The organism is Arthrobacter methylotrophus, from assembly GCF_039539965.1.
In the GTDB taxonomy this organism is placed as follows: Bacteria; Actinomycetota; Actinomycetes; order Actinomycetales; family Micrococcaceae; genus Arthrobacter; species Arthrobacter methylotrophus.
Map to the genome: position 1 here is coordinate 2504019 of NZ_BAABED010000001.1, position 24667 is coordinate 2528685.

Genomic DNA, 24667 nt, shown 5'->3' on the forward strand with positions numbered 1-24667 from the left:
TTAGCCTGCAATCCGAGCGAGCGGCGATGTGCTTTCAGGCAGCGGGGCGAAGGGGACCGGGAGACCTGTCCGGGACGATTCGTAAACCGCCAGCAGTATCCGCAAAGCCTTCGTCGCGTCTCCGCCTGTGACAGCCGGTTCACCGCCTCCGCGGATACTCCGGACAAAGTCGCGAACCTGGGCGGTGTGGTGCGGGATGAGCTGGCCGTTGATCGTGGACAAGCTCACGTTCGGGTCAACTCCTGCGGGGTAGACAGGCTCGGTACTAATCGAACCGGATACGGCCCATAGGTCCACGCGTCCGTCGCTGCCCTCCGGGAATTCGCTCAGGCAAGCGGAAGCTCCGGTCTCCCCCGTGACGCGGATCTGCACGCCCAGGCTCGGGGACACCGCCGTCGACGCTTCGAGGGTAGCCATGGCGCCCGAGGTGAACGTGATGATGGCCGTTGCTGAGTCCTCCACTTCGATGTGATCGCCGTGTTTGTAGGTGTTGATTTTGCCGTAGACCTCGGCCACCTCGCCCATGAACCACTGGAGCAGGTCGATGTAGTGGATGGCCTGGGTCATGAGGACCCCACCGCCGTCGTTGGCCCATGTCCCGCGCCAGGCGTCGCGGGAGTAATACTCCGCCTCGCGGTGAAGCATCACCGAGCATTGGCCCATGATGGGACGCCCCAGCGTGCCGTCCTCGATCGCAGCGCGGATGCGCTGGGCTGCCGGCCAGAACCGGCGCTGGAAGAGGACACCCAGCTTCACGCCGGCATCCTCGCAGGCCTTCACCATGCGCTCTGCGGAGGCCAAATCAGTGGCGATGGGCTTTTCGCAGAGCACGTGGGCTCCTGCCGCAGCGGCTTGGAGCACCACATCCTCGTGGGTGGGGTGCGGTGTGCAGACCGAGACGATGTCCAATTCAAGGTCCAGGAGCTCCTGGACTGTGTTGACCGCTGCAGGAATTCCCCACGCTTCCGCGGTGTCCTTGGCGCGCTGGAGGTCGATGTCGCAGACGCCCACGATTTCGACGTCTTTAAGGGAGCGGAATGCTTCCAAGTGGTTGGCGGAGATCGCCCCGCACCCTGCGATTCCGATGCGAAGGGAGCGGGCGGTGACAGATGATGGAGTGATCATCAACAGGTGCCATCTTTCTGGTGCTGGTAGGAAAGTGTGATGCGGTGTGGCAGGAGGTTGGGCCTGGTTAGTACGTGGCCCGGCCGCCGGAAAGGTCGAAGACCGAACCGGTGGTGTAGGAGGCCGCCGGGGAGATGATGAATTCGATCAGGGCGGCCGCTTCGGCGGGTGTCCCGAACCTGCCCATCGGTATTTTGGCCGCCTGGGCCGCCTGCTGTTCCGCCGGAACTTCCGCGAAAAGCGGGGTCACCACATTGCCCGGGGCGAGGGCATTGACAGTGACGCCGGTGAGCGCGAATTCCTTGGCGAGGGACTTAACAAGGCCTAGAATCCCGGCCTTGCTGGCAGAGTAGGCGGCCATATTGACCACGCCTTCCTTGCCCGCCGTCGAGGAGATATGGAGTAGCCGTCCGTAGCCTGCCTCGGCCATCGTCGGCAGGACAGCCTGCGAGACGATGAAGGCCCCTGTCAGGTTGATCTTCATGATGCGTTCGAAGTCTTCGATCGATGTAGCGGCCGCCGGGGCCACGGGCCCCAGGATGCCGGCGCAGTTCACCACCGCGTCGAGCCCTCCCATCTCCAACGCCGCTGCAGAGACGGCAGCGGCAACCGACGCCGGGTCGGTGACGTCCATGGCGAGTGATGAGGTGCCTGGTTCTGTGGGCCAGGTGCCCGAGGGCAGGTCAGCGCCTACCACCGCGGCGCCCGACGCCCTGAGTTGTGCCGCCGTCGCACGACCGATGCCGCTGGCTGCCCCCACCACCAGGCAGCGGGACTCGGCGATGGTGCCGGGTTTCTGAGGAGCCATTCTTAGCTGACCGCCTGTCGAAACGTGGCCAGCATCCTGTCTGCGTCAGCGGGGATTCCGGTGAAGAGTTCGAAGGCCGCGGCGGCCTGACCCACCACCATGCGTCCGCCGTCGAGTACGGCGCAGCCCTTGCCGCGCGCTGCCTTGATCAGCTGGGTTTCGAGCGGCCGGTAGATGACGTCAGCCACCCACAGCCCCGGGTGAATCAGGTCGATATCCACGGGAACACCGGGGTGGCCGATCATGCCGATGGGCGTTGAGTTCACCAATCCATCGGCCTCCCGGATGCTTCCGGAGACAGCGTCCGTCCGGGTCGCCGACACCTCGCTGTCCGGAAAGTGCGGGGCCAGCCTGGCCGCGAGGTTTTCGGCCCGGGCCGGTTCGATGTCTGCAATGACCAGGTGCTTGGTTCCGGCGCGAAGGAGCCCGAAGGCTACCGCCGCTCCAGCTCCGCCGGCACCGATCTGCACGACCGAGTTGGCAGCGGCAGACGGTAGGCCGGCCCGGAATCCGCCTATGAAGCCGGTGTGGTCGGTGTTATGGCCTACCGCTTTGCCATCATGAAAAGTGATGGTATTCACCGCACCCAGGATGCGGGCATCCGGGGAGAGCGCGTCCAGACCGTCCTGCACCAGTTGCTTGCTTGGATAGGTGACGTTGAGCCCGTCGTATCCGAGGTCAGCTGCGCCTTGGACCAGGGCTGCGGACTTGTCAGCCTGCTCGCCTATGGCGTCGAGATCGATGATCCGGTAGGTGTAGGAGAGGCCCAATCTGGCCCCCTCCGCTTCGTGGAGGCCCGGGGTGAGTGACCCGCCGATGCCGGCGCCGAGCAGTCCCACAACAAACCGGTGGTTGGTTTCGGCTCGACGCGGCTGGAACGCCCATGTGCTCGCCAGGGCTTGCTGGTTCACGCCTGGACCCTGGAGATGGCGTCGTTGGGCTCAGTGGCACGCGAAGCCACGGAAGCCGCCGCGTGGAGGCGGGGATCGGTTTTTTTCAGTCCCAGGAGGGCCGTAGGAGTCTTGAACGTCTCAGGTGCTGTAAGCGCCGCGATGGCGGAGATGGCACAGGCCGCGGCGGCAAAAGTTGCGACGGGAACCCAGAGGGCCTTGTCGCCGCCAATCAGCAGCTCGGAAATCACCGGGGCGAATCCGGCCAAAAGCAGGCCGAACATGAGGCTGATGGCCATACCCGAGTAACGGACCTTGACCGGGAACTGCTCCGGGAAATAGGCGGGGTAGATGGCGTTCGAACCGCTGTAGGCGACACCGATCAGCAGAATGCCGGTGAGGAATATCAGCGGAACGTTGCCGGCGGACAGGGCTGCGAAGAACACGTAGATCATCCCGATCTGCAGCACGAGACCGGTCAGGAAGACGGGTTTCCGGCCGATCCGGTCGGCTAATATGCCTGCCAGCGGTCCCATGGCGACTGCCGCCAGGTTGGCCACGGCTATGACTGTCAGCATCAGTCCCTTGTCCACGCCCACAACCGATGTGGCATACGAGAGTGCGAAGACATTGATGATGGTGTTGATGATGGTGAACAGCGACATCGCGGTGACACGGATGACCGTGACCCAGTGGTACCGGAACAACGTGGCGAGCGGCACCTTGACTACTGCGTCGTGCTCCTTGACTTCCGCGAACACGGGGGGCTCCTCGAGGAGACGCCGGAGCACAAAGGCGATGACGGTAACGACTGCGCTGGCGAGGAACGGGATGCGCCAGCCCCAGGCAAGGAGTTGATCCTCGGGCATCGACGCCACCGGAATGAAGACGAGGGTGGAAAGCACGATGCCGAACATGATGCCGCTCATCGTCCAGCTGGTGTAGAAAGCGCGCTTCCGTTCGGGCGCGTGCTCAAGGGTGAGAGAGCTGGAACCGGGCGATTCGCCGCCGGCCGACAGTCCCTGAAGAAGCCGAAGTGCCACGATGAGGATCGGCGCTGCCATTCCGATCTGGCCGTAGGTGGGCAGGCAGCCGATCAGGAAGGTCGATGAGCCCATCAGGATCAGGGTGAGGAGCAGCACGCGTTTCCGGCCGAATTTGTCCCCGAGGTGACCGCAGATGACCGCCCCGAGCGGGCGGGCGATGTATGCCACGCCGACCGTGGCGAAAGACAACAGCATCGAGGACGGGCCGGAGGCGAAGAACAGCTTGCCAAAGATCAGCGCCGCCGCTGATCCGAAGATGAAGAAGTCGTAGTACTCAAGTGCGCTGCCCACAAACCCCGAAACCGCTGCGATCTTCGCATTGTTCTTGGGCCGTGCTGGCGCCGATGTCGACACTGACATGGTGTTCCCTTCAGGTAACGGGACCGTCTCGGGGGCTCCTGGGGTGGGCCGGCTGCGAAACGGTTTGCCGCGCTATGCGGCTTCTCCATCCAGTGTGGCTGTCATCACTTAGTTAGTCCACGACTAAAATGATCTATCACTATGCTCAAATTCGACTATATACGGCAGGGTCAGCTCGGGACCTCAGGAAAGATCTCTTCGACAATGGCGAGCACAGCCGCCAACACGGCGGAGTCATTTTCCTCGGACCACGCGATGGCATGATTCATGAAGTGCTGCGGGTGTTCCAGGGCCACGTATGTTGCGCCGGAGGGTATGATCCCGACTATCCCGCTGCTCATCAGAGTGACTCCCACACCGGCGGCCACGAAGGTCAGCACCATGTAAGGGTCCGATAACTCCTGAACAATGCGCGGGCGGAAGCCGGCTGCCATGCAGGATGCCAGCATCACTTCGGTCATGGAGGACGAGCCGTCGAGCGGCGGAGAGATGAAGTCATCGGCCGCCAGCGCCTGCAAGGGTATGGATCTTTCCTGTGCCAGCGGATGATCCAGCGGCAGAACCGCGCCGATTTCTTCGCTTGCGACCAACCGCGTCCTCACCGAGGGGATCGGGGTCTCGGGAAGACCCACGAAGGCAAGGTCCAGGGTGCCGTTAGCGACACTGGCCAATCCGTCCGCCGTGCGCACACGGCTGGTGAGGTCCATTTTGATGTCGGGGTGACGACGGCGCACAGCACGGGTTAGCGGCGGCAGGGTCAGGTGGTTCACCGCTCCGGAGAACCCGATTCTGATGTTGCCCCTGACGCCCTCAATCTCGGCCTGTGCCGCCTCGCGGGCCAGCCGCATCTCCTGAAGCACACGATACGCCCGCGGCAGGAGGGCAGATCCCGCCGGCGTGAGGGCCACACTTCGGGTGTTGCGCTCAAAGAGGCGGGTCCCCAGATCCGCCTCAAGCTTCCGAATGGTCTGGCTTAGGGGGGATTGCGAGGTGTGCAGGCGAAGTGCCGCGCGCCCAAAGTGGAGTTCCTCGGCAACCGCAACGAAAGCTTCAAGCCATCGGATTTCGGTCATTCGCCCGCCCTCGCCGGCACCCCGCCTGCGGGTGCTTACCCGGATCCTTGGGGGCGCATAAAGTGTTAGGAACCAACAATAACGTGCAATTAGGTTTGATCTAAGCTTAATGCCGGTAGGACCAATGAGCGTGCTGCAATCCGCGGATCTGGCATTCGCCATTCCGGGACCCCTTCTGGCGAGCTGGTAGGCGCGTGGCCCTTACGGAGGATCTGAACCTCGCTGTACTTACTCCCGTAACCCGATTTCTTTGACACCAGGCAACCACTGCGTGATCCAGACGCCGCTATCGAGAAAGACCATCCCTGCACGAACCTCCGACTACACCCGGCCTGTTCTCGGACCGAACCGCCACGGAAACGTCCTCGGCACGGTCCCACCTATTTAGAAGTTAGCATTGAGCCGCTCTAATAACTTATCTCGTTGATCCAACATACTGGCAGCCTGGCCAATGGCCACCTGAAAAATATTACTTTCCAGAGCTTTCATCGCTTCATCAATAAATTCATTCACCGGCATCCCACCATGCGTTTGATCCTTATCCTTGCGCCGTTCATGGCCAAGCTCGGTATCCACTGACGGAGGCACTATCTCATAGAGGAAATATTTACGATACCCGGCTCCGGCCTGCCCCTTAATTGCTCCACCACAAGCGATGAGAGATGAATGGGCGCAATCAGGTTTGTCGCAATTTCCCGCTCCAGTGCCGATAAATCGATCGGCTTGGTCAGGTCACCCGTCAATTGTATGCCAGCGTTATTAATAAGAATGTTCAGGTCGGGACACTCGTGAATCGCCTGCCGAACCAGGTTCTCCCGAGACTCCGCCGCCGTCAGATCGCACTGGATGGTTACGAGATCAGGGTACTGCGCTTTGAGTTCCTCTAATCGATCGTTTCGCCTGCCACAGATGATGACTGTATTGCCAAGGCCCAGGAAATGCTGCGCCAAGCCTTTGCCGATACTGGAGGTGCCACCCGTTATGAGTATGGTGTTACCGGTCAACTTCATGACTCCTCCTAAGCAGCAAGACAGCCTTGCCGCGGTGATCTTCTTATTTTAAGAATCTATATGCTTCACAAACTTCGGCTGAGGAACTCGGGGCGGACCGAAAGCCCGTGGCCACGCTCTTGGAAATGTCGCGGGTACCCAGGGTGTCCCGCCTGCATTGTTCCAAAAGCGCAACGGTCCTGCTCAAGCAGCGGGCTTCTGATGAGCTGAGACAGAGCCGTCAGGAAGACCACGCTGCCTGCTGCCGTTTCCGGTCCCAGACACTCCAGACGATGAGGGCAGCGAAAACAATCACCGCCAAGGCCGCGGAAACCCCCACCATCACATCAATAGGCAGCAAATAGACCAGAACGGCCCGCGTGCTGGCCTCAGCAATCAGCCCCGCACCCCAAACGGCCGAAATCTTCAAGTGCCAACGGTGCGCCGCCGGGTTGTGATGGAATTCCCGATCCATTTCCCCGGCGCGCTCCGGTCTCCACGTCTTGGCTGCGTCCAACGTCAGAGGATGCCCCAGTGCGGCCAAAACCAGGAACGACATACCCAGGCCACCGGTGATAGCCGAATCCTTAAGAAGCAGAAACCGCGGGTCACCTGTGAGGAAAGACAGACCCAAGCCGAGTCCAAAGACGATCACCATCAACATCGCAAACGCATTCAGGGAATGTCGCCTGAACGCGGTCCACAACAATCGGCAGCCAGCGGCCCCCGTCGCCGCCAACAGCGCAGCCCAATCCGTCGCACCGGCAACGTGAAAGACATAATAGGCAACCAGAGGTACGCCAACGTCCCAAGCCAGACCGCGGACCAGCGCACGCATCATCAACCCAAGACGCTGCTGTCCCGAAGCCTGCTCGGCATTCATCGGGATACTCCATCCCTTTTCCGGATACGGGCTTCCTTCAGCGGCGAGGACGGGCCGACATCGGTGATCCCCGGAGCCGCCATTCTCAGCTCCCCTCCACTCATGACCAAGAGCTTCACGCGCCAGCAACGCCATGCTAGGTCCGGTCAGGAAACCTCGTCAACAGGCACCACAACCGGGTTGAATCGTCCCGGAATGCCCGTAAATCACTGCCCACCCGCTGGTCAATGCCAAGGCCTCTGCCGCACCCAGGATGCAGGACCACGGCTACGTTGCGCCGCTGGACGTGCTCGTGGGAATGGGCTGGCTGAAGCCTGTGCAGCCCGTCCATCGAACGCGGATAACGCACGCACTGGCTCTACCCGACACTGTCAGCGGCCAAACGCGCGCGTCCAGGAGCAGGCCAGCCGGCCGCCGGACCTCGTCCAGTCTCTCCGCTGAAAGACCGGACATGCACGGGGTGCGGCGTGCACGGGGAGTTGCTGCTAATGGAAGACGAAGCGCCGCTGTGCATGACGTGCGCCGATCTCGACCACCTCACTTACCTGCCCGCCGGTAATACCACTCTGACGCGCCGGGCGCGCAAGGCCAGCGGCTTGTCGGCCGTAGTAGTGCGCTTCAGCCGGTCCCGACCGCGTTACGAGCGACAAAGCGTCCTCGTCGAGGAGCAGGCCCTGGTGAATGCCGAGGCCTCGTGCCTGGCGGACGCGGAGGCGCCCACCCGCCGTCGAGCTCGCGATGAGGAGCGGCGCCGCGAGGCTGACAGCCAGCTGCGGACCGCCGAGGGACAAGGCCTTGACCAAGCAGGCTCTGGAGTTGGCCGGCGTGGCCTCCATTCGCCACCAAGACACCGACTACGACGCACTACCCATGGCGGGCGTGCCGCGGGATAAAGCCCGCGAGGGGGTACGTGAAAAAGTGGGCGGGGTGCTCAACCTCTGGCGTCGGGGCTGAGACAGTCCGAGATGTCGTTGGTATTTCGGGCATGCAGCACATCCACAAAATGTCTCCGCTGGAAAAGCACCAAGGACTGGGACCGCCGCATTCCCGGCTCGAAGGCGAACATCGACCATATCGCCATAACCCGCAGAGGGATCCGGGTGATCTTGGCATGGGCCTGGGAAGCGCTGCCTTGCCGGGCGGATCGTCTCTGCCCTTGCTACACTGGATGATGGATCCATAAATTAGTCAAGCAAGGGATCGTCAAGCAGGGATTGTGTTGGGCAGGGAGGCAGGCATGGAAGAGTTCGCGGATTTCCGGGCACCGTTGTACGAGGTGAAGGCCAATCTGTTCAAAGGGCTGGCCCACCCCGTGAGGATCCGGGTACTGGAGCTGCTGTCAGCGGCCCCCGAGGTGTCCGTGACGGAGCTTCTGGCCGCAACGGGACTGGAGGCCTCGCACCTGTCCCAGCACCTGGCGGTGCTGCGCCGGTATCACCTGGTCAAGGGAGAACGGCGGGCGCTGCAGATGTTCTACACCCTGGCGTACCCGCAGGTCGCAGAACTCCTCTCCGTGGCAAGACTGCTGCTCAAGGACATGCTGCACACCACCCGGGCCCAGCTTGAGTCCTCGGAAGCGACCGCGCCCGCGTCAGCCGCAGCGGGCAGCACCCGGTGAAGGCCCTGACCGCGGCCCGGGCCTTGCTACCCGGCCGGCAGGACTACGCACTGTTGCCGCGTACCTGGAAAGGAGACCTGGTCGCCGGGATCACCGTCGGCATCGTCGCGCTGCCGCTGGCCCTGGCATTCGGTGTCAGCTCCGGCGCGGGCGCGGCCAGCGGACTGATCACCGCGGTGATCGCCGGCGTGATCGCGGCCGTCTTCGGTGGCTCCAACATCCAGGTCTCCGGACCCACCGGAGCCATGGTGGTGGTCCTGGGCCCGGTCATCGCCGCCCACGGGCTCGGCGCACTAGCCGCAGTCTCGGTCCTTGCCGGGGTGATCGTGGTCACCGCCGGACTCCTCAAACTCGGGCGGGTCGTCACGCTCCTGCCCTGGCCGGTGATCGAAGGCTTCACCGTCGGAATCGCCGCGATCATCTTCCTGCAACAAGTCCCCGCCGCGTTCGGCACCAAACCCGGGCCCGCCAGCAACGCCGTCCTCTCAGCCATCCAAGCCCTCGGCACCGCGTCCCCGACCTCGCTCATCGCCCCGCTCGCCCTCGTAGCACTCGTGGCAGTAATCATGATTGCCGCGCCGCGGATCCACCCCCGCATCCCAGGCTCCCTCATCGCGATCATCATCGCCAGCGTGGCCGCGCAACTACTTGACCTGCCGGTGACACGGATCGGGACCCTGCCCGATTCCCTACCAGCCCCGACGATGCCCTCCCTGGACCCGGCAACGATCACCGCCCTGGCCGGATCCGCAGCCACGATCGCGGCCCTTGCCGCGATCGAGTCACTGCTCTCGGCACGCGTCGCCTCCTCGATCTCCGATACCGGCCCCTACGACGCGGACCGCGAACTCCTGGGCCAAGGCCTCGCATCCGTCGCGTCCGGATTCTTCGGCGGCATGCCCGCCACCGGCGCCATCGCCCGCACCGCGGTGAACATCCGCTCCGGCGGCCAGACCCGCTTGGCCGCCATCACCCACGCACTGGTCCTGCTCGCCGTCGTCTACCTCGCCACCGGCCCGGTCTCCCGCATCCCCCTCGCCGCCCTCGCCGGAGTACTCATGATCACCGCCACACGCATGGTCTCCCTCAAAACGCTACGCAGCGTGATCGGATCAACCCGGGCCGACACGATCGTGTTCTTCGTCACCGCACTCATCACCGTGTCCTTCGACCTGATCCAGGCCGTGGAAATCGGAATCGCCGCCGCCGCCTTCTTCGCCCTGCGCGCCCTGGTCCGCTCCAGCGGCGTCCACCGCGAAGAAATCCCCGGCCCCGTCCACGAAGGCGACGAACACATCGCCGTATTCCGACTCGACGGGGCCCTGTTCTTCGCCGCCGCCGAACGCGTCCTGGAACGAGTCAACGCCATCCGCAACGTCGACGTCGTCATCATCCGCATGTCACAACTACAAATCCTGGACGCAACCGGAGCCAAAACCATCACAGACATCATCCAAACCCTCGAACGCCGCGGAATCACCGTCCTCATCAAAGGAATCCAGGAACGCCACCTCCGACTCGTCACCCAAGTCGGCGTCCTGGACTCCCTACGCCACCACAAACACCTCTTCACCGAACTAGCCCCCGCCATCGAACACGCCCGAAGCCACGTAACCCGCGCCACCACCACCCGCGCTAAGCACGGCCGGAGCACGGAGTCGGCTCCAGCCGTAACCGACCCCACCGACGAATGAATCCAATGGAAAAACACCTCAGAACCATCCGCACCGCCATCTCAGACTTGGAAAGCCAGCCCTCCCGGCAGGATCGTGCCCATGCCGATCTGGTCCAGGCCCTGTGCGAGGCCATGGCAGCACAAGTCCCGCCCGCCGATGCCGCGGCGGCTGCCAACATGAGCCTGAGCGAATTGTTCAACACGCTACGCAAGCGCAGCTGAGAAACGGTTCCTCCCTCCCTCCGTCGGATCGACACCATTTCCAACGCCAGCCAGAAGCACAACACTTCCCTACCCCAAGGAGCGACATGACTGCCTCCCAGCAAAACGCGGCGCAGGCTCCCGCGCGCGGATCCCGGATCGTCGGTGTCGGTTCCTACCAGCCGGACAGGGTTCTCAGCAACGACGAGCTCAGCCGGATAGTGGAGACCAGCGACGAATGGATCCGCACCAGGGTCGGGATCGAAACACGCCGCGTCGCCGACACCGAATCGTTCGCGGACGTGGCCATCGGAGCCGGGCTGGACGCACTCATCCGCAGCGGCCAACTCCCACCCGACAGCCCCGTGCTGCTCTTCGGATTCGGTGGAGGATTCTCCTACGCAGGCCAGGTCATCCGCACGCCGAGCACCGCAGACACGTCCTGTTAACCGACTCCCGCCTTGAAAGAAAACAAATGCCTTCCTTGAACGAAACCAGCGCCCGTGTCCGGGCCGCCCATCTGCTCGTGCGGTCCGCCGAAGAGTGGGACACCCTCTCAGAAGAGTTGCTCCGGGCCTACGACCTCAAAGACAACGACAAAGTCGAAATGCTCCACGAGTCTGTCCTTGCCGCCTGGAAATCGGTCACCCGCAACCTCCTTACCGACCCGCTGAACGCAATCGGCATTGCTGTCACCCCGGCCACCACCTACTGGGGCATCGCAACCCTGACCGCCGGCAAACGCAACCGCCAGCCACAACTCACCCAAACGGACACCCCCGGGACCAGCGGCACCCAGCCCCGCCTACGGAATTTCGAGGAAGTCATGGCCGACTACAACGCCTGCCTCGAGTATCTGGCCGGCAACGAACAGCTGACAACAGCAGTAAACACGCCAAGCCGGAAACTGCAGTAATCCGCAGGCCCCGCCCGGTGTTGCGAACTCCGCTTGGATTCTTCCTTGTACCCACAGCCCCGCCCGCCGTCCGCCGTCGACATGTTCACGAAAGTCCGCTTGTGTTGAAGCCCCGCTACGTCAAAGACTGGACCACCCTTGCAGGTGCCAGCGTCGAGATCCGGCTGCAAGGACAACTGGTGGACAGCGGCTGTGTCGATTCTGTCACTGATGACGGCGCCATCCTCTGGCTCGTGAACCCGGCACAGATCCGGAAGCTCTACGAAAAAACCGAATACCACGAAGCCTGGGTGATCGAGGAGCCCGCCGCGTCCCGGGACCGCGGCAGGAAGGACACCACACCATGACCGGCTCCAGGCACGACCGGCCAGGGGGTGACGTTGTTCGCCGAGATGCCGACGCTGCGTTCGCCGGACACCCGCTCTGCTCCTATGACCAGACGGCCGGTGCGACACTGAAGCGGAAAAGCCGAACCGTCACCACTTCCCCACCTCCAGCCACGTCATGCACGCGCAGGCACTCCCCGCCCTGAATGAATAGGCACCGGGTGACAGATCTGTATCAGCACATTTTTCACGGAGACGAATGTCCCCTACGGCAAATGCGGTCTGTCCGACCAACCGGGGAAACGTCTCAATCGACCTGTCCCTCCCCTTGCGACATCCAGTAATCGTTGATCGCCTGAACGGCCTGCTCTTTCGTCATGCGGGCAACATCTCGTTCATTCAGTCCAACGGTGTGGGTGAGTTGCCAGACCAGCGCCAGGGGAATAGCCAAAGCGGGAGGGGCTGCCATTCCGCGGGCAGGCAAGGCTCCGTCATCGACGCATGCCCAAAACTCATCCTCACCGACCTCGAGCTGATCTTGGAGAATATGGTTCCAGATCGAACTCGAATACGTGGTGCGATCCACCGGGCGGGAAATCCGGGTCCGCAAGATCCGTCCATCTTGCAGACTCAACCGGTAGGTCGCGTGATGGCGCAGTGGTTTCCCCCGGGCATTCGTCACCAGCTCCCAGCGCTCGGTTAGACAGAACTTTTCATGGTCGTCCCGTCCGCCCATGCGTCGGACGCTCATGCCACCGAGCCGGTGAGCCAGGCGGTCAATTGCTGATCGGTGGACAGGTCAATGAGCTGAACCAAGGCCCAGTTCTCGCGGTGATTGGGCGCCGCGTGCAAATGGTCCTCCCAGTCCTCCGCGTAGTCCCGCAAAGCATCGACGAAGTCCGCCAAGGCTTCAGCCAGTTCCGTGGCCTCAGCGGCAAAAGGCTGCCCCGGCATGAAGACAGCCCATGCTCCGTCCTCGTTCACGACCTGGGCATTGGCGACGACCGTCAGTTCCAGATACCGACGCAAGCTCTCTCCATTGACCACGGCGGCTGTAGCCCGGTCAGGCCGCCGTATCGTGGACAGCCCTCCCCGCTCGCTGGCATCGAGGATCGTCTTCAACGAATCCCGTGCCTGGGTAAACCCGTAGACGTGTCCACCGACTGCCTCATGTGCGGGGGTGCTCATATATCCATCATCCGAACGTACATCAAGTACGTCAAGTACTTCTATGTCGCTTTCCGTTCCGTGGTCGTCACTGGGACCATTTGGTGGCTGATGCCATAGCAAAATCACCGAAGACTGTTCCCGCGGGGGTGCCGACGTCACTCGCTTGGCAGTTTCCGCGGATCAGGGAACCCGAGCGAGACGTACCCATGCGCCCGATTGTTCAGTGAAGCTGCCAAGACCGGAGTGGACTCATCATGGGTCGCGACCGTTTTCCCTGGTTATGGTCGGATGATTCGGCCGGCGTATTGGACCAACCTGCCCTTGAAGGAAATGGGTGCCGCAAGGAACAAGGTGTCCAGCTTCGGACAATCAAAGCCTTCGCCAATGTGGGAGCCGGTTCCCAACACCAGCAGCGGCTGCGCGTCATCGGAGTTGGAAAGACGCTCGACGGCGGCTTGTGGTTCCTTCGTCTTCATTGCCCCGGTGAAGACCATCGGTTTCAGACCATCCGCCTCGAACCGGGACCTGAAGGAATCAAGATGGGTTTTCCAGGTCGTCAGCAAAAGAATTCGCGAGTTTTGTTCGTAAGCCGCCATAACGTCGTCGTAGATTTGCTGCAGGCGATCCTCGTTGGCGATCAAGTCCTTGTAGATGGCGGGAGTCCCGCCAGGCGCGCTGGGCTCCGCGACGCCGTCGTAACTGTAGGAAGTCCGGTGGAGCTTCAAAGCCAGCGACGGCTCGGCAACCTCATGCGGGTGGCGCGGTAGCTGCTGCGGAGCAGGGGGCGAGATGGTGTGAGTTATGGTGGGCCTCGAACTGCATTCCGGGCCTTGAAAACATTCGGTAGTCCCGAAAACCTGACCAGTACGGGCCAGTCCGGCCGATGTACGGGCCGTAGACCCTTCGAGGGGCCGCCCTCGGCCGTAATGGCGGGCTTGTTCATGCGGCGAATGCCGCCTTAATAATCCGCACCGTGTCCTCGACGTCCTCCGGTTTGACCAGCACCCCGGGATCCAAGGTTTCGCCGATGACCGCGCCCTGGATGACGCGTTTGAGGGGAATTTCCAACCGCTTCCCGGAAGGGTTGCGGGGAATGCTGGGGACAAATACGACGTCGTCGGGCACGTGCCGGGGGGACAGCTCTGTCCGCAGTGCGCGGCGGACAGCCGTCTCGAGATGGACAGTATCGGCGCCTTCCTGCGGTTCGATGAGCAGGACGAGCCGGCCCATGCCGCCGGCCCGGTCCTCGAAGTGCAACACCATGCTGTCGCTGACCTGCGGCAGGCCATCGAGGATGGCGTAAAACTCGGCCGTGCCCAGTCGTACGCCGCCACGGTTCAGGGTGGCGTCCGACCGGCCGGAAATCACCCAGGTCCCACGCTCGGTCTCGATAAGCCAGTCGCCGTGTCGCCAGACGCCCGGGTATGCACTGAAATAGCTGTCGGTGTAACGCGCGTTGTCTTTGTCCCCCCAGAAGAAAACCGGCATCGAGGGCATGGGCTTGGTTGCTACGAGTTCGCCCGCCACGCCGTGCAGCGGGTGTCCGTCGCGGTCCCACGACTCCACTGAGACGCCCAACGGCCGGCAGGACATTTCGCCCGCGTAGACTCCCGTGAGCGGGCTGGCACCCAGGAAGGCGGCACATATATCAGTACCTCCGGAGGTGGGGGCCAGCACCAGATCCGGACTGACGGCGTCGTACACCCAGGCCGCGACATCCGCCGCAAGGGGCGAACCCGAGCATTGGATTTCCCGCAGACGGCTGAGATCCCACGTGGTGCCGGGCGTGAGACCGGCGTGCGCGCACGCAGCAAGGTAGGCGGAGCCGGTGCCGAGGTAGGTGGCCTTGGTTTCGGCTGCTACGCCCCACTGGGACCATTCGCCGTCGAGCGTGGGCCAGTTGGGGTCGCCGTCCATCAGGACGACGGCGGCGCCGGTCAACAGGGTGGAAATGCCAAGGGTCCACACCATCCAGCCGGTGGTGGTAAACCAGAACGCGGTGTCCTTTGGCCCCATGTCGAAGTGCAGCCCCATGGCCTTGAAGTGCTCCAGCAGCAGCCCGCCGTGGGAGTGCACAATTGCCTTGGGTTTGCCGGTGGTTCCCGAGGAGAACAGGACCGTCAGCGGGTGCGCGAAAGGCACGGCCTCAAAACGGATCTCCGAACCGTCCCCGGTGAAGTCACTATAAGCAATAGTGTCGGCGGGTAGCTCGCAGTCCTGATTCAGGTACGGCAGCAGTACCACCTGCGTCTCGGGAAGTTCCAGCCGGATCCGGGCGATGTCGTCAGCGCGGGACAGGTCTTTTTTCCCCCAGCGGTAGCCATCGATCGCGATGAGTAGCGTCGGTTCGAGTTGGGTGATCCTGTCCACCACAGACTTCGGTCCCATTTCCGGTGGCACTGAGCACCAGATCGCTCCCAGCGCTGTGGTGGCCAGGTAGGTGGCCAACGTCTGCGGGATGTTCGGCAGGTATCCGGCCACACGGTCCCCCATCTTGACGCCCTGCCGGATCAGCCCCTGCTGAATCCGGCCGATTTCGTCCAGCAGCCGGGCGCCGGTCCAGTCGGAACTGCCGGTGGTCTGGCTCCGGGCCTTGACCATGACATCGTCCGGGCGTCCCCGAAGCGCGCGGACGATGTGCTCGGTGTAATTGATAGTCGCACCCGGGAACCACTCGGCCCCGGGCATCTTGTGATCCCGCAGCACGGTTTCATAGGGGGTGTGCGTGATGATTTCGAAGTGGTCCCAGACTTCCGCCCAGAACTCCTCGAGATTGTCCACGGACCACCGCCAGGCGTCTTCGTACCCGGCGAACGTTCTGCCCGTCTTCCGCTCGATGCCCGCGAGGAAGCGGCCCATCCGGTAGCCGGACCATTCCTCCCGTTCGGGGGCTGCTCGCAGCAGGGTGCCGGTTTCAACAGAACGCATGAGATTTCCTTCTGGATAATTCGGGGGAAGAACGGGGGGACTGCCTAGATGGCGGGGGCGCTTCGGCCAAGGCCGATCATCCATAGAGACTCGGTGCCGCGTAGGCCATCACGGCCACATCGAACCCGTCGATCAGGATGAGGGTCAGTGCGATTGCGATCGCCATTACCTGGAACCGGGTCATCCTTGAGTGCCGTATTTGGGCTAAGACGTCCATGTCCACTTTCTTGTTGTGCAAAGCTCAGGGAGCGTTCAGTGATCGTAGTCACACAAAACCGCAAGCGTCCACAACTCTGTTCACAATTTCGCTTAGCGAAATTTGACTCGGAGTACCCGTTTAGCACTTTCCAAGGTCTCGAAGGGAACCCAGCCGGCCGACCGTCCCTAGCCGGAGCGGGTGGGTTATGCCAAGATTCTGCTATGCGAAATCTAGAGAATCCTGTGAAGCTGGAATCCGTGGACCGAGCCCTCCAGCTGCTCGTCCTCTTGCGAGAGGGGGAGGTCTTAAGCGTCAAGTCCGCCGGGGAGCGGTTAGGGGTGGCTCCCTCTACGGCGCACCGACTACTGGGGACGCTGGTGGCCAGGGACTTTGCCACCCAGGACCGGGAACGGCGCTACCGCGCGGGATCCCAACTGGTCCCCCAGGGCGAGAGCCGGTTCTCGGTGAACCAGCTGCGCCAAGTGGCGCGCCCGGCACTGCAGAGGCTCTATGGCGACGTCGTCGATACCGTCCAACTCATGGTCCTGGCCGGTTCGCATGTGCGGTTCATTGACGGCATCGAGTCTGAAGCGGCGCTGCATGTGAAAGCAAGGATGGGGGATCTGATGCCTGCGTACTGCTCCGCCGGGGGCAAGGCGATCCTGGCCGAACTCAGCAACGTGGAACTGGAGCAGCTCTACCGCGGCGGCCTGACGCCGTGGCCAACCGCGAGAGTTCATACTCTCCCCGCACTAAAGCGGCAACTGGCTGCGGTCCGCAAGACCGGGTACGCAGTCAATACTGAAGAGACGGAGCAGGGCGTCAGTGGCCTTGGCGTCTGCATCAGAGATGCCACGGGCAAGCCCATGGCAGCCTTCACCACCGCGATCCCCACAGCCCGATACCAGAAGGGCAAAGTCCCGGATCACGTCAAGGCGCTCAGGGAGGCCGCGTCCGCAACGGAGGCCGAGCTGCTGACGGGGGCAAGCGAGCCTCACTAAGATCACCAAATTACGCACAGCGGAATCTCTTCAGAAATCATTGCGGAGAGCGGTACGCCCTTCGTACGCTCGCAATGTGGCACGGACCACATTCCGGCCTGTTCAACAACGACAGGCATGAACGAAGGAAGTTTCCCGCATATGGACGTCGACCTGGAAGAGCTCGCTGCGATCATCGAGCAGCTCGACAAAACAGAGTTCACTGATTTCTTGTACGAGAAGGGTGCACTGCGCCTGCATGTCCGCCGAGGGGGCCACATTCCGGATGTTGCCGGTCCAGGCAACCCGGTGGCCGTGTCTACGCCGGCGCCCGTTCCCGCACCGGCCGCAGTGCCCGTTCCAGCACCGGCCGCAATGCCGGCCGCCGTGAATGGGCACTCCCCCGCCATTAGCCCTGACGCGCTGCGGGAGGGCCACATCCTGGTCACCGCACCAATGCTGGGAACATACTACGGCGCCCCGAAGCCCGGCGAGCCGGCCTTCGTCCAGGTCGGGGACTCGGTGGCCGCCGACGCCGTGCTGTGCATTGTTGAGGTCATGAAGCTGATGAACTCGGTGACCGCCGGCGCCGCAGGTGAGATCACCGCAGTCTTCGTCAAAGACGGGGACCTGGTGGAGTTCGAACAGCCTCTGTTCGCCATCCGGGCCGCCTCATGACCCACCGCATCTTCATAACAAACCGGGGCGAAATCGCCGTCCGCCTCATTGAGGCCTGCGACCGGCTGGGTTACGACACAGTCCTCGGAGTCTCATCTGCGGACAAGGACACCCTGGCAGCCCGGAGGGCCGGCCGCGTGCTAACCCTCGGCGGGCCCCGTCCTTCTGACAGCTACCTGAACATGAACGCCGTCGTTCAGGCTGCGATTTCCACCGGCTGCACGGCAGTGCACCCGGGTTACGGTTTCCTCTCCGAACGCCCGGCCTTTGCCGAACTGTGTGCAGAGAACGGGCTGACCTTCATTGGCCCGTCGCCGGAGGCGCTGCGCGTCCTGGGCGACAAGCTGACGGCCCGGCGGCTGGCCGAATCCGTGGCAGTCCCGGTCTCCGCCGGCGGCACCGCCCAGACGGCCGAGGAAGTGCAGCAGCTGGCCGAACGCATCGGCTACCCGGTGCTCATCAAGGCAGCGCACGGCGGCGGCGGCCGCGGCATGAAACTCGTAGAGAGCACCACGGAATTGGCCGAGGCCTGGCAGCTGGCCTCCTCCGAAGCGGAAGCCTCCTTCGGTGACGGCACCGTATTCCTGGAACGGTTCGTCCAGGACGCCAAGCACGTGGAGGTCCAGATCCTTGGCGACCGCCACGGCCACCGCGTCCACCTCGGCGAACGGGAGTGTTCGGTACAGTACCGCTACCAGAAGGTCGTGGAGGAGGCACCGTGCACTGTACTCCCCGAAGCTACCCGGGCGCTCCTTTACCAAAGCGCCCTGCGCATCGCCGAGGCCCTGGACTATGTGGGCCTGGGAACCGTGGAGTTCCTCTACGACGTGCAGCGTGATTCGCTGGCCTTTCTCGAGGTGAACCCGCGCGTGCAGGTGGAGCACCCGGTCACCGAGGCGATCACCGGCGTCGACCTTGTCCGTGAACAGCTGCTGGCCGCGCTTGGCGAGCCACTGTCCTTCACCCAGTCCGACATCGCCCTGACTGGCAATGCCATCGAATGCCGCATCACGGCCCAAGACCCGGAGAACGAGCTGCGACCCTCGCCGGGAACCGTCACGCGCTGGCGCCCGTCCGCCGCCGGAGGACTCAGGCTCGATACGCATATCTACGAGGGCTACCGCTTCCCGCCGTTCTACGACGCCCTGATGGCCAAACAAATCGCCTGGGCACCGGACCGCGCCGCCGCCATCAAACGCATGGAACAGGCCCTGGCAGCATTCGAGATCGAAGGAGTCACCACCTCGCTGCCTCTGTTGCGCAAGATCCTGGCCCATCCAGACTTCCAGGACAACACGGTCACCACCCACTGGCTGAACGAACTGATGACGGAAAAGGTGAACTCATGACTGACGTCAAACTCGTCGATGTGTCCTTGCGGGACGGCAACCAAAGCATCTGGGGCGCCACCGGCGTCACCACGCGGATGGTCAAGGGCGTCGCTCCGCTGCTGGACCAGGTCGGATACCACGCCATCGAGCTGGTCTCGAGCACCCTCATGGCCACCGCCGTGCGGTACCACCAGGAGGATCCGTGGGAACGGCTGCGGACCGCCCGCGAGCTGATGCCCAACACGCAACTCGGCTTCCTCACTACCGGCAAACGGTTCATCACCTTCCACCGCACTCCGGACGCCGTCTTCGAACTGGCCTTCCGGCTGCTGGTCCGCAACGGCGTGAAGCGTCTCTGGGTGATCGATCCAATGCATGACATGGACGGCGCCAAGCGCACCGCCGAAATGGCTAAGCGGGTCGGCTTCGAAGAAGTCATCGGCGGAATCTGCTACACCACCAGCCCGGTCCACACCGACGAATACTTCGCCACCAAGGCCAAGGAACTCGACGACTGCGACGCGATCGACAGCGTCTACCTGAAGGACCCGGCAGGGCTGCTGACCGCGCACCGGGTGAAAAGCCTGGTGCCGGTGCTGCGGTCCAGCCTCAACACCACCCGGCTGAACGAAATCCATTCGCACAGCACCACCGGACTGTCCCCCATCACCGTTCTCGACGCCGCGGACCTCGGCATCGAGACCATCCACTGCGCCTTGCCGCCTCTGGCCAACGGAAGCTCACACCCGGAAGCCCAGCGGCTGGTCCATAACCTTCGGGCCCGCGGCCACAGTGTCAACGTCGATCTGGATGCCATGGCCAAGGCGTCGGCCTACTTGCAGCGTCAGGGACGGATCAAGAACCTGCCCGCCGGCAGCCCCAACGAGTACGACGAGGCCTACTACCGGCACACCATTCCCGGCGGCGTGCAGTCCACCACTCGCCGGCAGCTAGCTGAAATCCGGCGGGCGGACCTTTTCGACCAAGTGATCGAGGAGTCCGTCCAGGTCCGCGAGGACCTCGGCTGGCCGATCGTCATGACGCCGTTTGCGCAGTACATCGTCACGCAGGCGACCCTCAACGTCATCACCGGAGAGCGCTACAAGCAGATCTCCGACGAAGTCATCGACCTGCTGCGCGGCGACTTCGGCCCCTTGCCCGGTGCCGTGAACCCCGAACTGATGGACCGGGCCATGGCCACCAAACGCGGACAACAGCCGGTCAACGACGGCGGCGACGTCACCATCGCGGATCTGCGGCGGCGCTTCGGCGCCACGATCAGCGAGGAGGAGCTGCTGCTCCGGGCGGTGATGCCGGCCGAGCAGGTGGACACCATGTATGCCGCGAAGAAGAATTCCGCCGCGTCAACGCTGCAACGGCTGCTCGCAGCGGTGAATGACCGGCCGTCCACCTCGGTTTCCGTCACCGACGGCGGCACCACATTTTCGATCCAACGCGACCCCTCCGAAGATGGGGTCGCTACCCAGGGGGTTACGGCATGAGCGACGCAGTAAGAAAGTCCCACGGCTGGGTACTGGATGTAGACGGTTGCCTGATGCGCACAAAGCGCGCCGGCGGTGCCGGCGGGGAAGCCATGCCGGGCGCCGCGGAGCTGGTGGCAGCGCTCTACGCTGCCGGCCACGCCGTCGTTGTCTGCACGAACGCCTCGGAGAAGACCCCAGCCGAGTATGCCGCCCATCTCCGCTCGCAAGGAATCGATGTCCGTGACGAGGATTTCGTTACTGCCGGTAGCGCAGCCGCCGAGTACATTGCACACCGCCACCCGGGGTCCCGGGTGCTGGCCCTCGGCGCGGAGGGTTTGGCTGCTCCCCTGCGCAGCCTGGGCGTCGCCCTTGCCGATCCCGGGGAACCTGAACTTCCCGACGTCGTGGTCGTCGGGGCCGCGAAGGGGTACAGCACCGAACAGATCAACGCGGCCAGCCTGGCGGTGGACGCCGGCGCCCCGTTGTACACCACCGTGGACGTGCCATGGTTCCATGGCGGCCTCGGCAAATCGGTCTGCGTGTCGGCAGCCATCGCGAACGCCATCGGCTGGGCTGCCGGGGCCGAGCCGCAGGTCGTTGGAAAACCCTCTGCCGCCCTGGGCGAAACCCTGCTCCGCAGGCTGGGCCTTCCCGCCGCAGAGGTCACCGTGGTCGGCGATGCAACCGTCGAAATCGACCTCGCCCGGTCCATGGGTGCCAACAGTGCCCTGATCCTCTCCGGCGCAAGCTCTCCCGGCTTGCTTGCCACGCTCGAAGGCGCCGCCCGGCCGGATCTCGCGCTGGCAGACGTCGCGGAACTGCTTGAATTCCTTACCCCCTCCCTTTCACTGTCGCAAGGAGCCACATCATGACCGAAACCACCCCGGGCAGCGCAGCACGCTTCCCCTTCTTCAACGAATCCACCACCCCGGCCGGAGGTGAAGGCTGGGAGTCGATGTACCCCTACTACCTCGTCCCCTCCGAGGAAACCACAGAGCACGAGAACGCCCAGTTCTGGTTCGCAGACACCATGCACTGGTCCCGCGGCTGCCACCCGTTCGACAGCATCGGCGCCGAGGCCGTGTACCTCGGCGTGGGAACGTTCAGTACCCGAATATTCGCCCTGCCCGTTTCCCTAGGCCTGGACGTCCGCGTGGTCAACGGGTACGTCTACATCTCGCCGCTGGGCGTTGAAGACCCGGCGCGGATCCAGGAGCGCGTCGCCATCTTCCAGGAACGCGCGGGCTACTACTACGCCAACTGGGACGAACTCTACGGAAAATGGAAAACCAAGATGGAAGGCGCCATCGATTCCCTGCGCACCATCGAATTCCCCCGCTTGACCGAGTACGACCCCGCAGAAGTCGTCATGGAAGCCCGCGGGCGTTCCTCGGCCATGGCCGTCATTGAGAACTACCACCGGCTGATCGATGAATTCTTCTCCATCTGGCAGTACCACTTCGAGTTCCTCAACCTGGGCTACGGCGGCTACATCACCTTCTTCCAGTTCTGCAAGCAGGCGTTCCCGCTCATCAGCGAACAATCCATCTCCCGCATGGTGGCCGGCGTCGACGTCCTGGCCTTCCGGCCGGACGACGAACTGCGCAAGCTCGCCGCGCTCTCCCACGAGCTGGACCTGAACCCCATCATCGCCGGCGACAGCGGCCCGGACGCCATCCTGGCTGCCCTGGCTGAAACCACCAACGGCCGGACCTGGCTTGCCGAGTTCGAAGCGGCCAAGGATCCCTGGTTCAATTACTTTGCCGAGTACGGATTCACCCACGACCAGGAGACCTGGGCAAGCGACCTCTCCATCCCCCTGCAGGGCATCTCCCGCTACGCGGTCAAGATTGCCAACGGCGAAGACATCTCCCGGCCCATCGAGCGGCTTCGCGAGGAACGCGACGAGATCGTGGACGAATACCGCGCCCTCCTTACCGGCGATGAGGCACGCCAGTTTGACGAACTGCTCGGCCTCGCCCGGAAGGTCTTCCCGTACATCGAAGAACACAACATCTACGTGGAGCACTGGTCCCACAAGGTGTTCTGGGAAAAGGCCTGGGACCTGGCACGCTTCCTCGTTGATGCCGGCTTCCTCGACACCGCCGGGGACATGTTCTACCTCAACCGCTTCGAGCTGGACATGGCCCTCTTCGACGTGGTGGATTCATGGGCCATCGGCGTCCCTGCCCGGGGAAAGAAGCGTTGGCAGGCCGAAATCGCCCGCCGCCGTCCCATTGTCGCGGCACTTCAGGCCGCCAGCGCCCCGCCTGCCTACGGGATTCCGCCGCAGCAGGTCACGGACCCGTTCGCGGTGATGAACTACGGCGTCACCACCGAACGGGTGCAGGACTGGCTCGGCGCCTCCGACGGCGCCACGGACAAGCTCAACGGCATCCCGGGCTCGCTCGGCATCGTCGAAGGCCCCGTCCGGGTCCTTCGCTCCGAAAAGGACCTGCCTCTGCTCCAGCCGGGTGAAATCCTCGTGGCTCCGATCACGGCACCGTCGTGGGCTGCGGCCTTCGCCGTCGCTACGGGCGTCATCACCGACATCGGCGGGATGATGTGCCACGCCGCCATCGTGTGCCGCGAATACGGCATTCCTGCGGTGGTGGGCACGGGCTTTGCCACAGCCCGCCTCACCACAGGCCAAAGGGTCCGGATCGACGGCAAGGCAGGGACCGTCGTCGTCCTCGAACCGGCGCTCGAAACCGAAACCGCAACTGAAGCCGCCCCCGCGGTCCGATAGGAGAGCCCATGTACATCCACGAATTCAGTGACCCCGGTTGCCAGGACGTCCGCGAAGTCGGCGGCAAAGCCGCCGGGCTCGCCCAGATGACCGCCGCAGGCCTGCCGGTCGCGCCCGGCTTTGCGATTACCGCGGCAGCCTACCGCAGCTATCTCCAGACTGACGGCCTGCAGGAATTCACCCGCGGCGTGCTCGATGCCTTGGGAAGTGGCCGGGACCAGACCGCGTTCGACGACGCCGATCGCACCATCAGCGAACGGCTCACCGGAGTGCCCCTTCCCGAAGCGATCGCGAACGCGATCCGTGCCGCGTACGCCAAGCTCTGCGTCGACACCGGAGTGGACAACATCGCGGTGGCAGTGCGTTCCAGTGCCACCGCGGAAGACTCCGTGGGCGCCAGCTTTGCCGGGGAGTTCGAGACGTGGGTGGACATCGTCGGGGCCGACGCCGTCCTCGAGTACGTGCACAAATGCTATGTCAGCGTGTTCGCCGGACGGGTCCTCTCGTATCTGGCCGAGAAGGAAATAGACCCACATGCCATCGAGATGGCAGTGGTGATCCAGAAGACGGTGCGGGCGCGGGCCGCAGGGGTGATGTTCACGCTCAGCCCCACCAGCGGGGATCGCTCCAAGATCGTCATGGAAGCCAGCTGGGGCCTCGGCCTTTCAGTGGTCGGCGGAGAGGTGACACCGGACCGCTTTGTCGTGGACAAAGTGGGCCTCGGCATCGCAGACCGGACACTGGGAAACAAGATCATCGAGTATCGCCGCGGGGACGCGCCGGTCGAGGTTCCTGCCGAACGCCGCGAGCTATTGTGCCTGCAGGACGATGAAGTCGTCGCCCTGGCCACGCTCGGCAAGAAGCTGGAGCGCATGCACCAGGCGCCACAGGACATCGAGTTCGCGGTGGACGAGGAACTTCCCGCCGGGAGCAACCTGATCCTGCTCCAGTGCCGTCCGGAGACGGTCTGGTCCAATGCCGTCCGGAAGCCGGCCTTCGATGCCGGTGCGGGCATGATGTCCTGGATCACGGGCAGTATCTCCGGGGCGACGGCCGTCCCTGCCCATACGCACGATGCCTCACACCGGCACTGAACGTTTCGCCGCTCCTTAAGCGGCAAAAGCCGGTCCGGCCATCCTTAGGACGGCCGGACCAGCTTTGTTCAGGGCCGGACGGGCGGGTCATATTCGGCCCGCACGGATTCATGTGCCCCCGGGGCCGAGACGGGTGTGTTTGGA

At 63.6% G+C, this 24667-nt stretch carries 30 protein-coding genes; 15 read left to right on the top strand and 15 right to left on the bottom strand.

All coding sequences use genetic code 11. From position 1 onward, the window contains the following. From ABD884_RS13290 to ABD884_RS13330, 9 genes are all read right to left on the bottom strand, one after another. Nucleotides 1-1125: a Gfo/Idh/MocA family protein gene (locus ABD884_RS13290; RefSeq protein ID WP_345046316.1), complete on the bottom strand. Its 1125-nt coding sequence runs from the start codon at nucleotides 1123-1125 to the stop codon at nucleotides 1-3. Between the two features lie 67 nt (nucleotides 1126-1192). Beyond that, nucleotides 1193-1933: an SDR family NAD(P)-dependent oxidoreductase gene (locus ABD884_RS13295; protein ID WP_345046318.1), complete on the bottom strand. Its 741-nt coding sequence runs from the start codon at nucleotides 1931-1933 to the stop codon at nucleotides 1193-1195. A gap of 2 nt (nucleotides 1934-1935) precedes the next feature. Continuing rightward, a complete protein-coding gene (locus ABD884_RS13300; protein WP_345046321.1) occupies nucleotides 1936-2844 on the bottom strand; it encodes a shikimate dehydrogenase in 909 nt (302 codons plus the stop codon). After that, nucleotides 2841-4229 carry an MFS transporter gene (locus tag ABD884_RS13305; RefSeq protein ID WP_345046325.1) on the bottom strand — a complete coding sequence of 463 codons (1389 nt, stop codon included), beginning with the start codon at nucleotides 4227-4229 and terminating at the stop codon, nucleotides 2841-2843. The genes ABD884_RS13300 and ABD884_RS13305 overlap by 4 nt, the downstream gene beginning before the upstream one ends. A 170-nt stretch (nucleotides 4230-4399) precedes the next feature. Continuing rightward, the gene (locus ABD884_RS13310) at nucleotides 4400-5302 is read right to left on the bottom strand and encodes a LysR family transcriptional regulator (RefSeq protein ID WP_345046330.1); all 903 of its coding nucleotides are present in this window, start codon (nucleotides 5300-5302) and stop codon (nucleotides 4400-4402) included. A 384-nt stretch (nucleotides 5303-5686) separates the two neighbouring features. Then, on the bottom strand, nucleotides 5687-5878 hold the full coding sequence (locus ABD884_RS13315; protein WP_345046333.1) for a hypothetical protein: 192 nt from the start codon (nucleotides 5876-5878) through the stop codon (nucleotides 5687-5689). An 11-nt stretch (nucleotides 5879-5889) separates the two neighbouring features. Then, nucleotides 5890-6312 carry an SDR family NAD(P)-dependent oxidoreductase gene (locus ABD884_RS13320; RefSeq protein ID WP_345046338.1) on the bottom strand — a complete coding sequence of 141 codons (423 nt, stop codon included), beginning with the start codon at nucleotides 6310-6312 and terminating at the stop codon, nucleotides 5890-5892. A gap of 220 nt (nucleotides 6313-6532) precedes the next feature. Then, nucleotides 6533-7174: a VC0807 family protein gene (locus tag ABD884_RS13325; RefSeq protein WP_345046342.1), complete on the bottom strand. Its 642-nt coding sequence runs from the start codon at nucleotides 7172-7174 to the stop codon at nucleotides 6533-6535. 136 nt (nucleotides 7175-7310) lie between these two features. Beyond that, nucleotides 7311-7523, bottom strand: a complete 213-nt coding sequence (locus ABD884_RS13330) for a hypothetical protein (RefSeq protein ID WP_345046348.1) — start codon at nucleotides 7521-7523, stop codon at nucleotides 7311-7313. A 389-nt stretch (nucleotides 7524-7912) separates the two neighbouring features. Between ABD884_RS13330 and ABD884_RS26215 the strand changes: the two genes are divergently transcribed. The 8 genes from ABD884_RS26215 to ABD884_RS13370 all read left to right on the top strand — a co-directional run bounded on the left by ABD884_RS26215 (nucleotide 7913) and on the right by ABD884_RS13370 (nucleotide 11931). After that, nucleotides 7913-8128, top strand: coding sequence for a DUF2293 domain-containing protein (locus tag ABD884_RS26215; RefSeq protein ID WP_425548309.1), 216 nt, complete (start codon nucleotides 7913-7915; stop codon nucleotides 8126-8128). Between the two features lie 49 nt (nucleotides 8129-8177). Further along, nucleotides 8178-8357 carry a hypothetical protein gene (locus tag ABD884_RS13340; protein WP_345046355.1) on the top strand — a complete coding sequence of 60 codons (180 nt, stop codon included), beginning with the start codon at nucleotides 8178-8180 and terminating at the stop codon, nucleotides 8355-8357. A gap of 54 nt (nucleotides 8358-8411) precedes the next feature. Then, nucleotides 8412-8792: an ArsR/SmtB family transcription factor gene (locus ABD884_RS13345; protein ID WP_345046359.1), complete on the top strand. Its 381-nt coding sequence runs from the start codon at nucleotides 8412-8414 to the stop codon at nucleotides 8790-8792. Further along, nucleotides 8789-10486, top strand: a complete 1698-nt coding sequence (locus ABD884_RS13350; RefSeq protein ID WP_345046362.1) for a SulP family inorganic anion transporter — start codon at nucleotides 8789-8791, stop codon at nucleotides 10484-10486. The genes ABD884_RS13345 and ABD884_RS13350 overlap by 4 nt, the downstream gene beginning before the upstream one ends. Then, nucleotides 10483-10689, top strand: coding sequence for a hypothetical protein (locus tag ABD884_RS13355; RefSeq protein ID WP_345046366.1), 207 nt, complete (start codon nucleotides 10483-10485; stop codon nucleotides 10687-10689). The genes ABD884_RS13350 and ABD884_RS13355 overlap by 4 nt, the downstream gene beginning before the upstream one ends. An 86-nt stretch (nucleotides 10690-10775) precedes the next feature. Then, a complete protein-coding gene (locus ABD884_RS13360) occupies nucleotides 10776-11117 on the top strand; it encodes a 3-oxoacyl-[acyl-carrier-protein] synthase III C-terminal domain-containing protein (protein ID WP_345046370.1) in 342 nt (113 codons plus the stop codon). 26 nt (nucleotides 11118-11143) lie between these two features. Beyond that, the gene (locus ABD884_RS13365) at nucleotides 11144-11584 is read left to right on the top strand and encodes a hypothetical protein (RefSeq protein ID WP_345046373.1); all 441 of its coding nucleotides are present in this window, start codon (nucleotides 11144-11146) and stop codon (nucleotides 11582-11584) included. A 17-nt stretch (nucleotides 11585-11601) separates the two neighbouring features. Further along, nucleotides 11602-11931 (top strand): hypothetical protein, encoded by a 330-nt coding sequence (locus ABD884_RS13370; RefSeq protein WP_345046376.1) that lies wholly within the window; start codon nucleotides 11602-11604, stop codon nucleotides 11929-11931. 286 nt (nucleotides 11932-12217) lie between these two features. Here the strand turns inward: ABD884_RS13370 and ABD884_RS13375 are convergent, their stop codons facing one another. From ABD884_RS13375 to ABD884_RS13400, 6 genes are all read right to left on the bottom strand, one after another. Next, on the bottom strand, nucleotides 12218-12544 hold the full coding sequence (locus ABD884_RS13375; RefSeq protein WP_345046380.1) for a cytotoxic translational repressor of toxin-antitoxin stability system: 327 nt from the start codon (nucleotides 12542-12544) through the stop codon (nucleotides 12218-12220). Nucleotides 12545-12657: 113 nt separating this feature from the next. Next, on the bottom strand, nucleotides 12658-13098 hold the full coding sequence (locus ABD884_RS13380; protein WP_345046383.1) for a hypothetical protein: 441 nt from the start codon (nucleotides 13096-13098) through the stop codon (nucleotides 12658-12660). A gap of 67 nt (nucleotides 13099-13165) precedes the next feature. Then, nucleotides 13166-13288, bottom strand: a complete 123-nt coding sequence (locus tag ABD884_RS13385; protein WP_345046386.1) for a hypothetical protein — start codon at nucleotides 13286-13288, stop codon at nucleotides 13166-13168. A gap of 70 nt (nucleotides 13289-13358) precedes the next feature. Further along, nucleotides 13359-13805, bottom strand: a complete 447-nt coding sequence (locus ABD884_RS13390) for a DEAD/DEAH box helicase (RefSeq protein WP_345046389.1) — start codon at nucleotides 13803-13805, stop codon at nucleotides 13359-13361. 214 nt (nucleotides 13806-14019) lie between these two features. Beyond that, nucleotides 14020-16008, bottom strand: a complete 1989-nt coding sequence (locus tag ABD884_RS13395; protein ID WP_345046393.1) for an acetoacetate--CoA ligase — start codon at nucleotides 16006-16008, stop codon at nucleotides 14020-14022. 76 nt (nucleotides 16009-16084) lie between these two features. Continuing rightward, nucleotides 16085-16225: a hypothetical protein gene (locus ABD884_RS13400; protein WP_345046396.1), complete on the bottom strand. Its 141-nt coding sequence runs from the start codon at nucleotides 16223-16225 to the stop codon at nucleotides 16085-16087. Nucleotides 16226-16428: 203 nt separating this feature from the next. On the opposite strand from ABD884_RS13400, the gene ABD884_RS13405 reads away from it, so the two are divergent. From ABD884_RS13405 to ABD884_RS13435, 7 genes are all read left to right on the top strand, one after another. Continuing rightward, complete coding sequence (locus ABD884_RS13405) at nucleotides 16429-17208, top strand: IclR family transcriptional regulator (protein WP_345046400.1); 780 nt, start codon at nucleotides 16429-16431, stop codon at nucleotides 17206-17208. Nucleotides 17209-17325: 117 nt separating this feature from the next. Next, nucleotides 17326-17865 (top strand): acetyl-CoA carboxylase biotin carboxyl carrier protein, encoded by a 540-nt coding sequence (gene accB, locus ABD884_RS13410; protein ID WP_345046404.1) that lies wholly within the window; start codon nucleotides 17326-17328, stop codon nucleotides 17863-17865. Next, the gene (locus ABD884_RS13415; protein WP_345046408.1) at nucleotides 17862-19214 is read left to right on the top strand and encodes an acetyl-CoA carboxylase biotin carboxylase subunit; all 1353 of its coding nucleotides are present in this window, start codon (nucleotides 17862-17864) and stop codon (nucleotides 19212-19214) included. Before accB ends, ABD884_RS13415 begins: the two co-directional genes overlap by 4 nt. Next, nucleotides 19211-20698: a pyruvate/oxaloacetate carboxyltransferase gene (locus tag ABD884_RS13420; RefSeq protein WP_345046410.1), complete on the top strand. Its 1488-nt coding sequence runs from the start codon at nucleotides 19211-19213 to the stop codon at nucleotides 20696-20698. Before ABD884_RS13415 ends, ABD884_RS13420 begins: the two co-directional genes overlap by 4 nt. Next, nucleotides 20695-21552 (top strand): HAD-IIA family hydrolase, encoded by an 858-nt coding sequence (locus tag ABD884_RS13425; RefSeq protein ID WP_345046413.1) that lies wholly within the window; start codon nucleotides 20695-20697, stop codon nucleotides 21550-21552. Before ABD884_RS13420 ends, ABD884_RS13425 begins: the two co-directional genes overlap by 4 nt. Then, nucleotides 21549-23429, top strand: coding sequence for a PEP-utilizing enzyme (locus ABD884_RS13430; protein ID WP_345046417.1), 1881 nt, complete (start codon nucleotides 21549-21551; stop codon nucleotides 23427-23429). The genes ABD884_RS13425 and ABD884_RS13430 overlap by 4 nt, the downstream gene beginning before the upstream one ends. An 8-nt stretch (nucleotides 23430-23437) precedes the next feature. Beyond that, on the top strand, nucleotides 23438-24523 hold the full coding sequence (locus ABD884_RS13435; protein WP_345046420.1) for a PEP/pyruvate-binding domain-containing protein: 1086 nt from the start codon (nucleotides 23438-23440) through the stop codon (nucleotides 24521-24523). Nucleotides 24524-24667: the final 144 nt, after the last annotated feature.

What these genes read in the sequence shown, in the direction of transcription:
- ABD884_RS13290 (WP_345046316.1), bottom strand. Translation starts at nt 1,125, where the DNA reads ATGATCACTCCATCATCTGTCACCGCCCGCTCCCTTCGCATCGGAATC.
- ABD884_RS13295 (WP_345046318.1), bottom strand. Translation starts at nt 1,933, where the DNA reads ATGGCTCCTCAGAAACCCGGCACCATCGCCGAGTCCCGCTGCCTGGTG.
- ABD884_RS13305 (WP_345046325.1), bottom strand. Translation starts at nt 4,229, where the DNA reads ATGTCAGTGTCGACATCGGCGCCAGCACGGCCCAAGAACAATGCGAAG.
- ABD884_RS13310 (WP_345046330.1), bottom strand. Translation starts at nt 5,302, where the DNA reads ATGACCGAAATCCGATGGCTTGAAGCTTTCGTTGCGGTTGCCGAGGAA.
- ABD884_RS13320 (WP_345046338.1), bottom strand. Translation starts at nt 6,312, where the DNA reads ATGAAGTTGACCGGTAACACCATACTCATAACGGGTGGCACCTCCAGT.
- ABD884_RS13325 (WP_345046342.1), bottom strand. Translation starts at nt 7,174, where the DNA reads ATGAATGCCGAGCAGGCTTCGGGACAGCAGCGTCTTGGGTTGATGATG.
- ABD884_RS26215 (WP_425548309.1), top strand. Translation starts at nt 7,913, where the DNA reads ATGAGGAGCGGCGCCGCGAGGCTGACAGCCAGCTGCGGACCGCCGAGG.
- ABD884_RS13340 (WP_345046355.1), top strand. Translation starts at nt 8,178, where the DNA reads ATGTCTCCGCTGGAAAAGCACCAAGGACTGGGACCGCCGCATTCCCGG.
- ABD884_RS13345 (WP_345046359.1), top strand. Translation starts at nt 8,412, where the DNA reads ATGGAAGAGTTCGCGGATTTCCGGGCACCGTTGTACGAGGTGAAGGCC.
- ABD884_RS13355 (WP_345046366.1), top strand. Translation starts at nt 10,483, where the DNA reads ATGAATCCAATGGAAAAACACCTCAGAACCATCCGCACCGCCATCTCA.
- ABD884_RS13360 (WP_345046370.1), top strand. Translation starts at nt 10,776, where the DNA reads ATGACTGCCTCCCAGCAAAACGCGGCGCAGGCTCCCGCGCGCGGATCC.
- ABD884_RS13365 (WP_345046373.1), top strand. Translation starts at nt 11,144, where the DNA reads ATGCCTTCCTTGAACGAAACCAGCGCCCGTGTCCGGGCCGCCCATCTG.
- ABD884_RS13380 (WP_345046383.1), bottom strand. Translation starts at nt 13,098, where the DNA reads ATGAGCACCCCCGCACATGAGGCAGTCGGTGGACACGTCTACGGGTTT.
- ABD884_RS13385 (WP_345046386.1), bottom strand. Translation starts at nt 13,288, where the DNA reads ATGGGTACGTCTCGCTCGGGTTCCCTGATCCGCGGAAACTGCCAAGCG.
- ABD884_RS13395 (WP_345046393.1), bottom strand. Translation starts at nt 16,008, where the DNA reads ATGCGTTCTGTTGAAACCGGCACCCTGCTGCGAGCAGCCCCCGAACGG.
- ABD884_RS13400 (WP_345046396.1), bottom strand. Translation starts at nt 16,225, where the DNA reads ATGGACGTCTTAGCCCAAATACGGCACTCAAGGATGACCCGGTTCCAG.
- ABD884_RS13405 (WP_345046400.1), top strand. Translation starts at nt 16,429, where the DNA reads ATGCGAAATCTAGAGAATCCTGTGAAGCTGGAATCCGTGGACCGAGCC.
- accB (WP_345046404.1), top strand. Translation starts at nt 17,326, where the DNA reads ATGAACGAAGGAAGTTTCCCGCATATGGACGTCGACCTGGAAGAGCTC.
- ABD884_RS13415 (WP_345046408.1), top strand. Translation starts at nt 17,862, where the DNA reads ATGACCCACCGCATCTTCATAACAAACCGGGGCGAAATCGCCGTCCGC.
- ABD884_RS13420 (WP_345046410.1), top strand. Translation starts at nt 19,211, where the DNA reads ATGACTGACGTCAAACTCGTCGATGTGTCCTTGCGGGACGGCAACCAA.
- ABD884_RS13425 (WP_345046413.1), top strand. Translation starts at nt 20,695, where the DNA reads ATGAGCGACGCAGTAAGAAAGTCCCACGGCTGGGTACTGGATGTAGAC.
- ABD884_RS13430 (WP_345046417.1), top strand. Translation starts at nt 21,549, where the DNA reads ATGACCGAAACCACCCCGGGCAGCGCAGCACGCTTCCCCTTCTTCAAC.
- ABD884_RS13435 (WP_345046420.1), top strand. Translation starts at nt 23,438, where the DNA reads ATGTACATCCACGAATTCAGTGACCCCGGTTGCCAGGACGTCCGCGAA.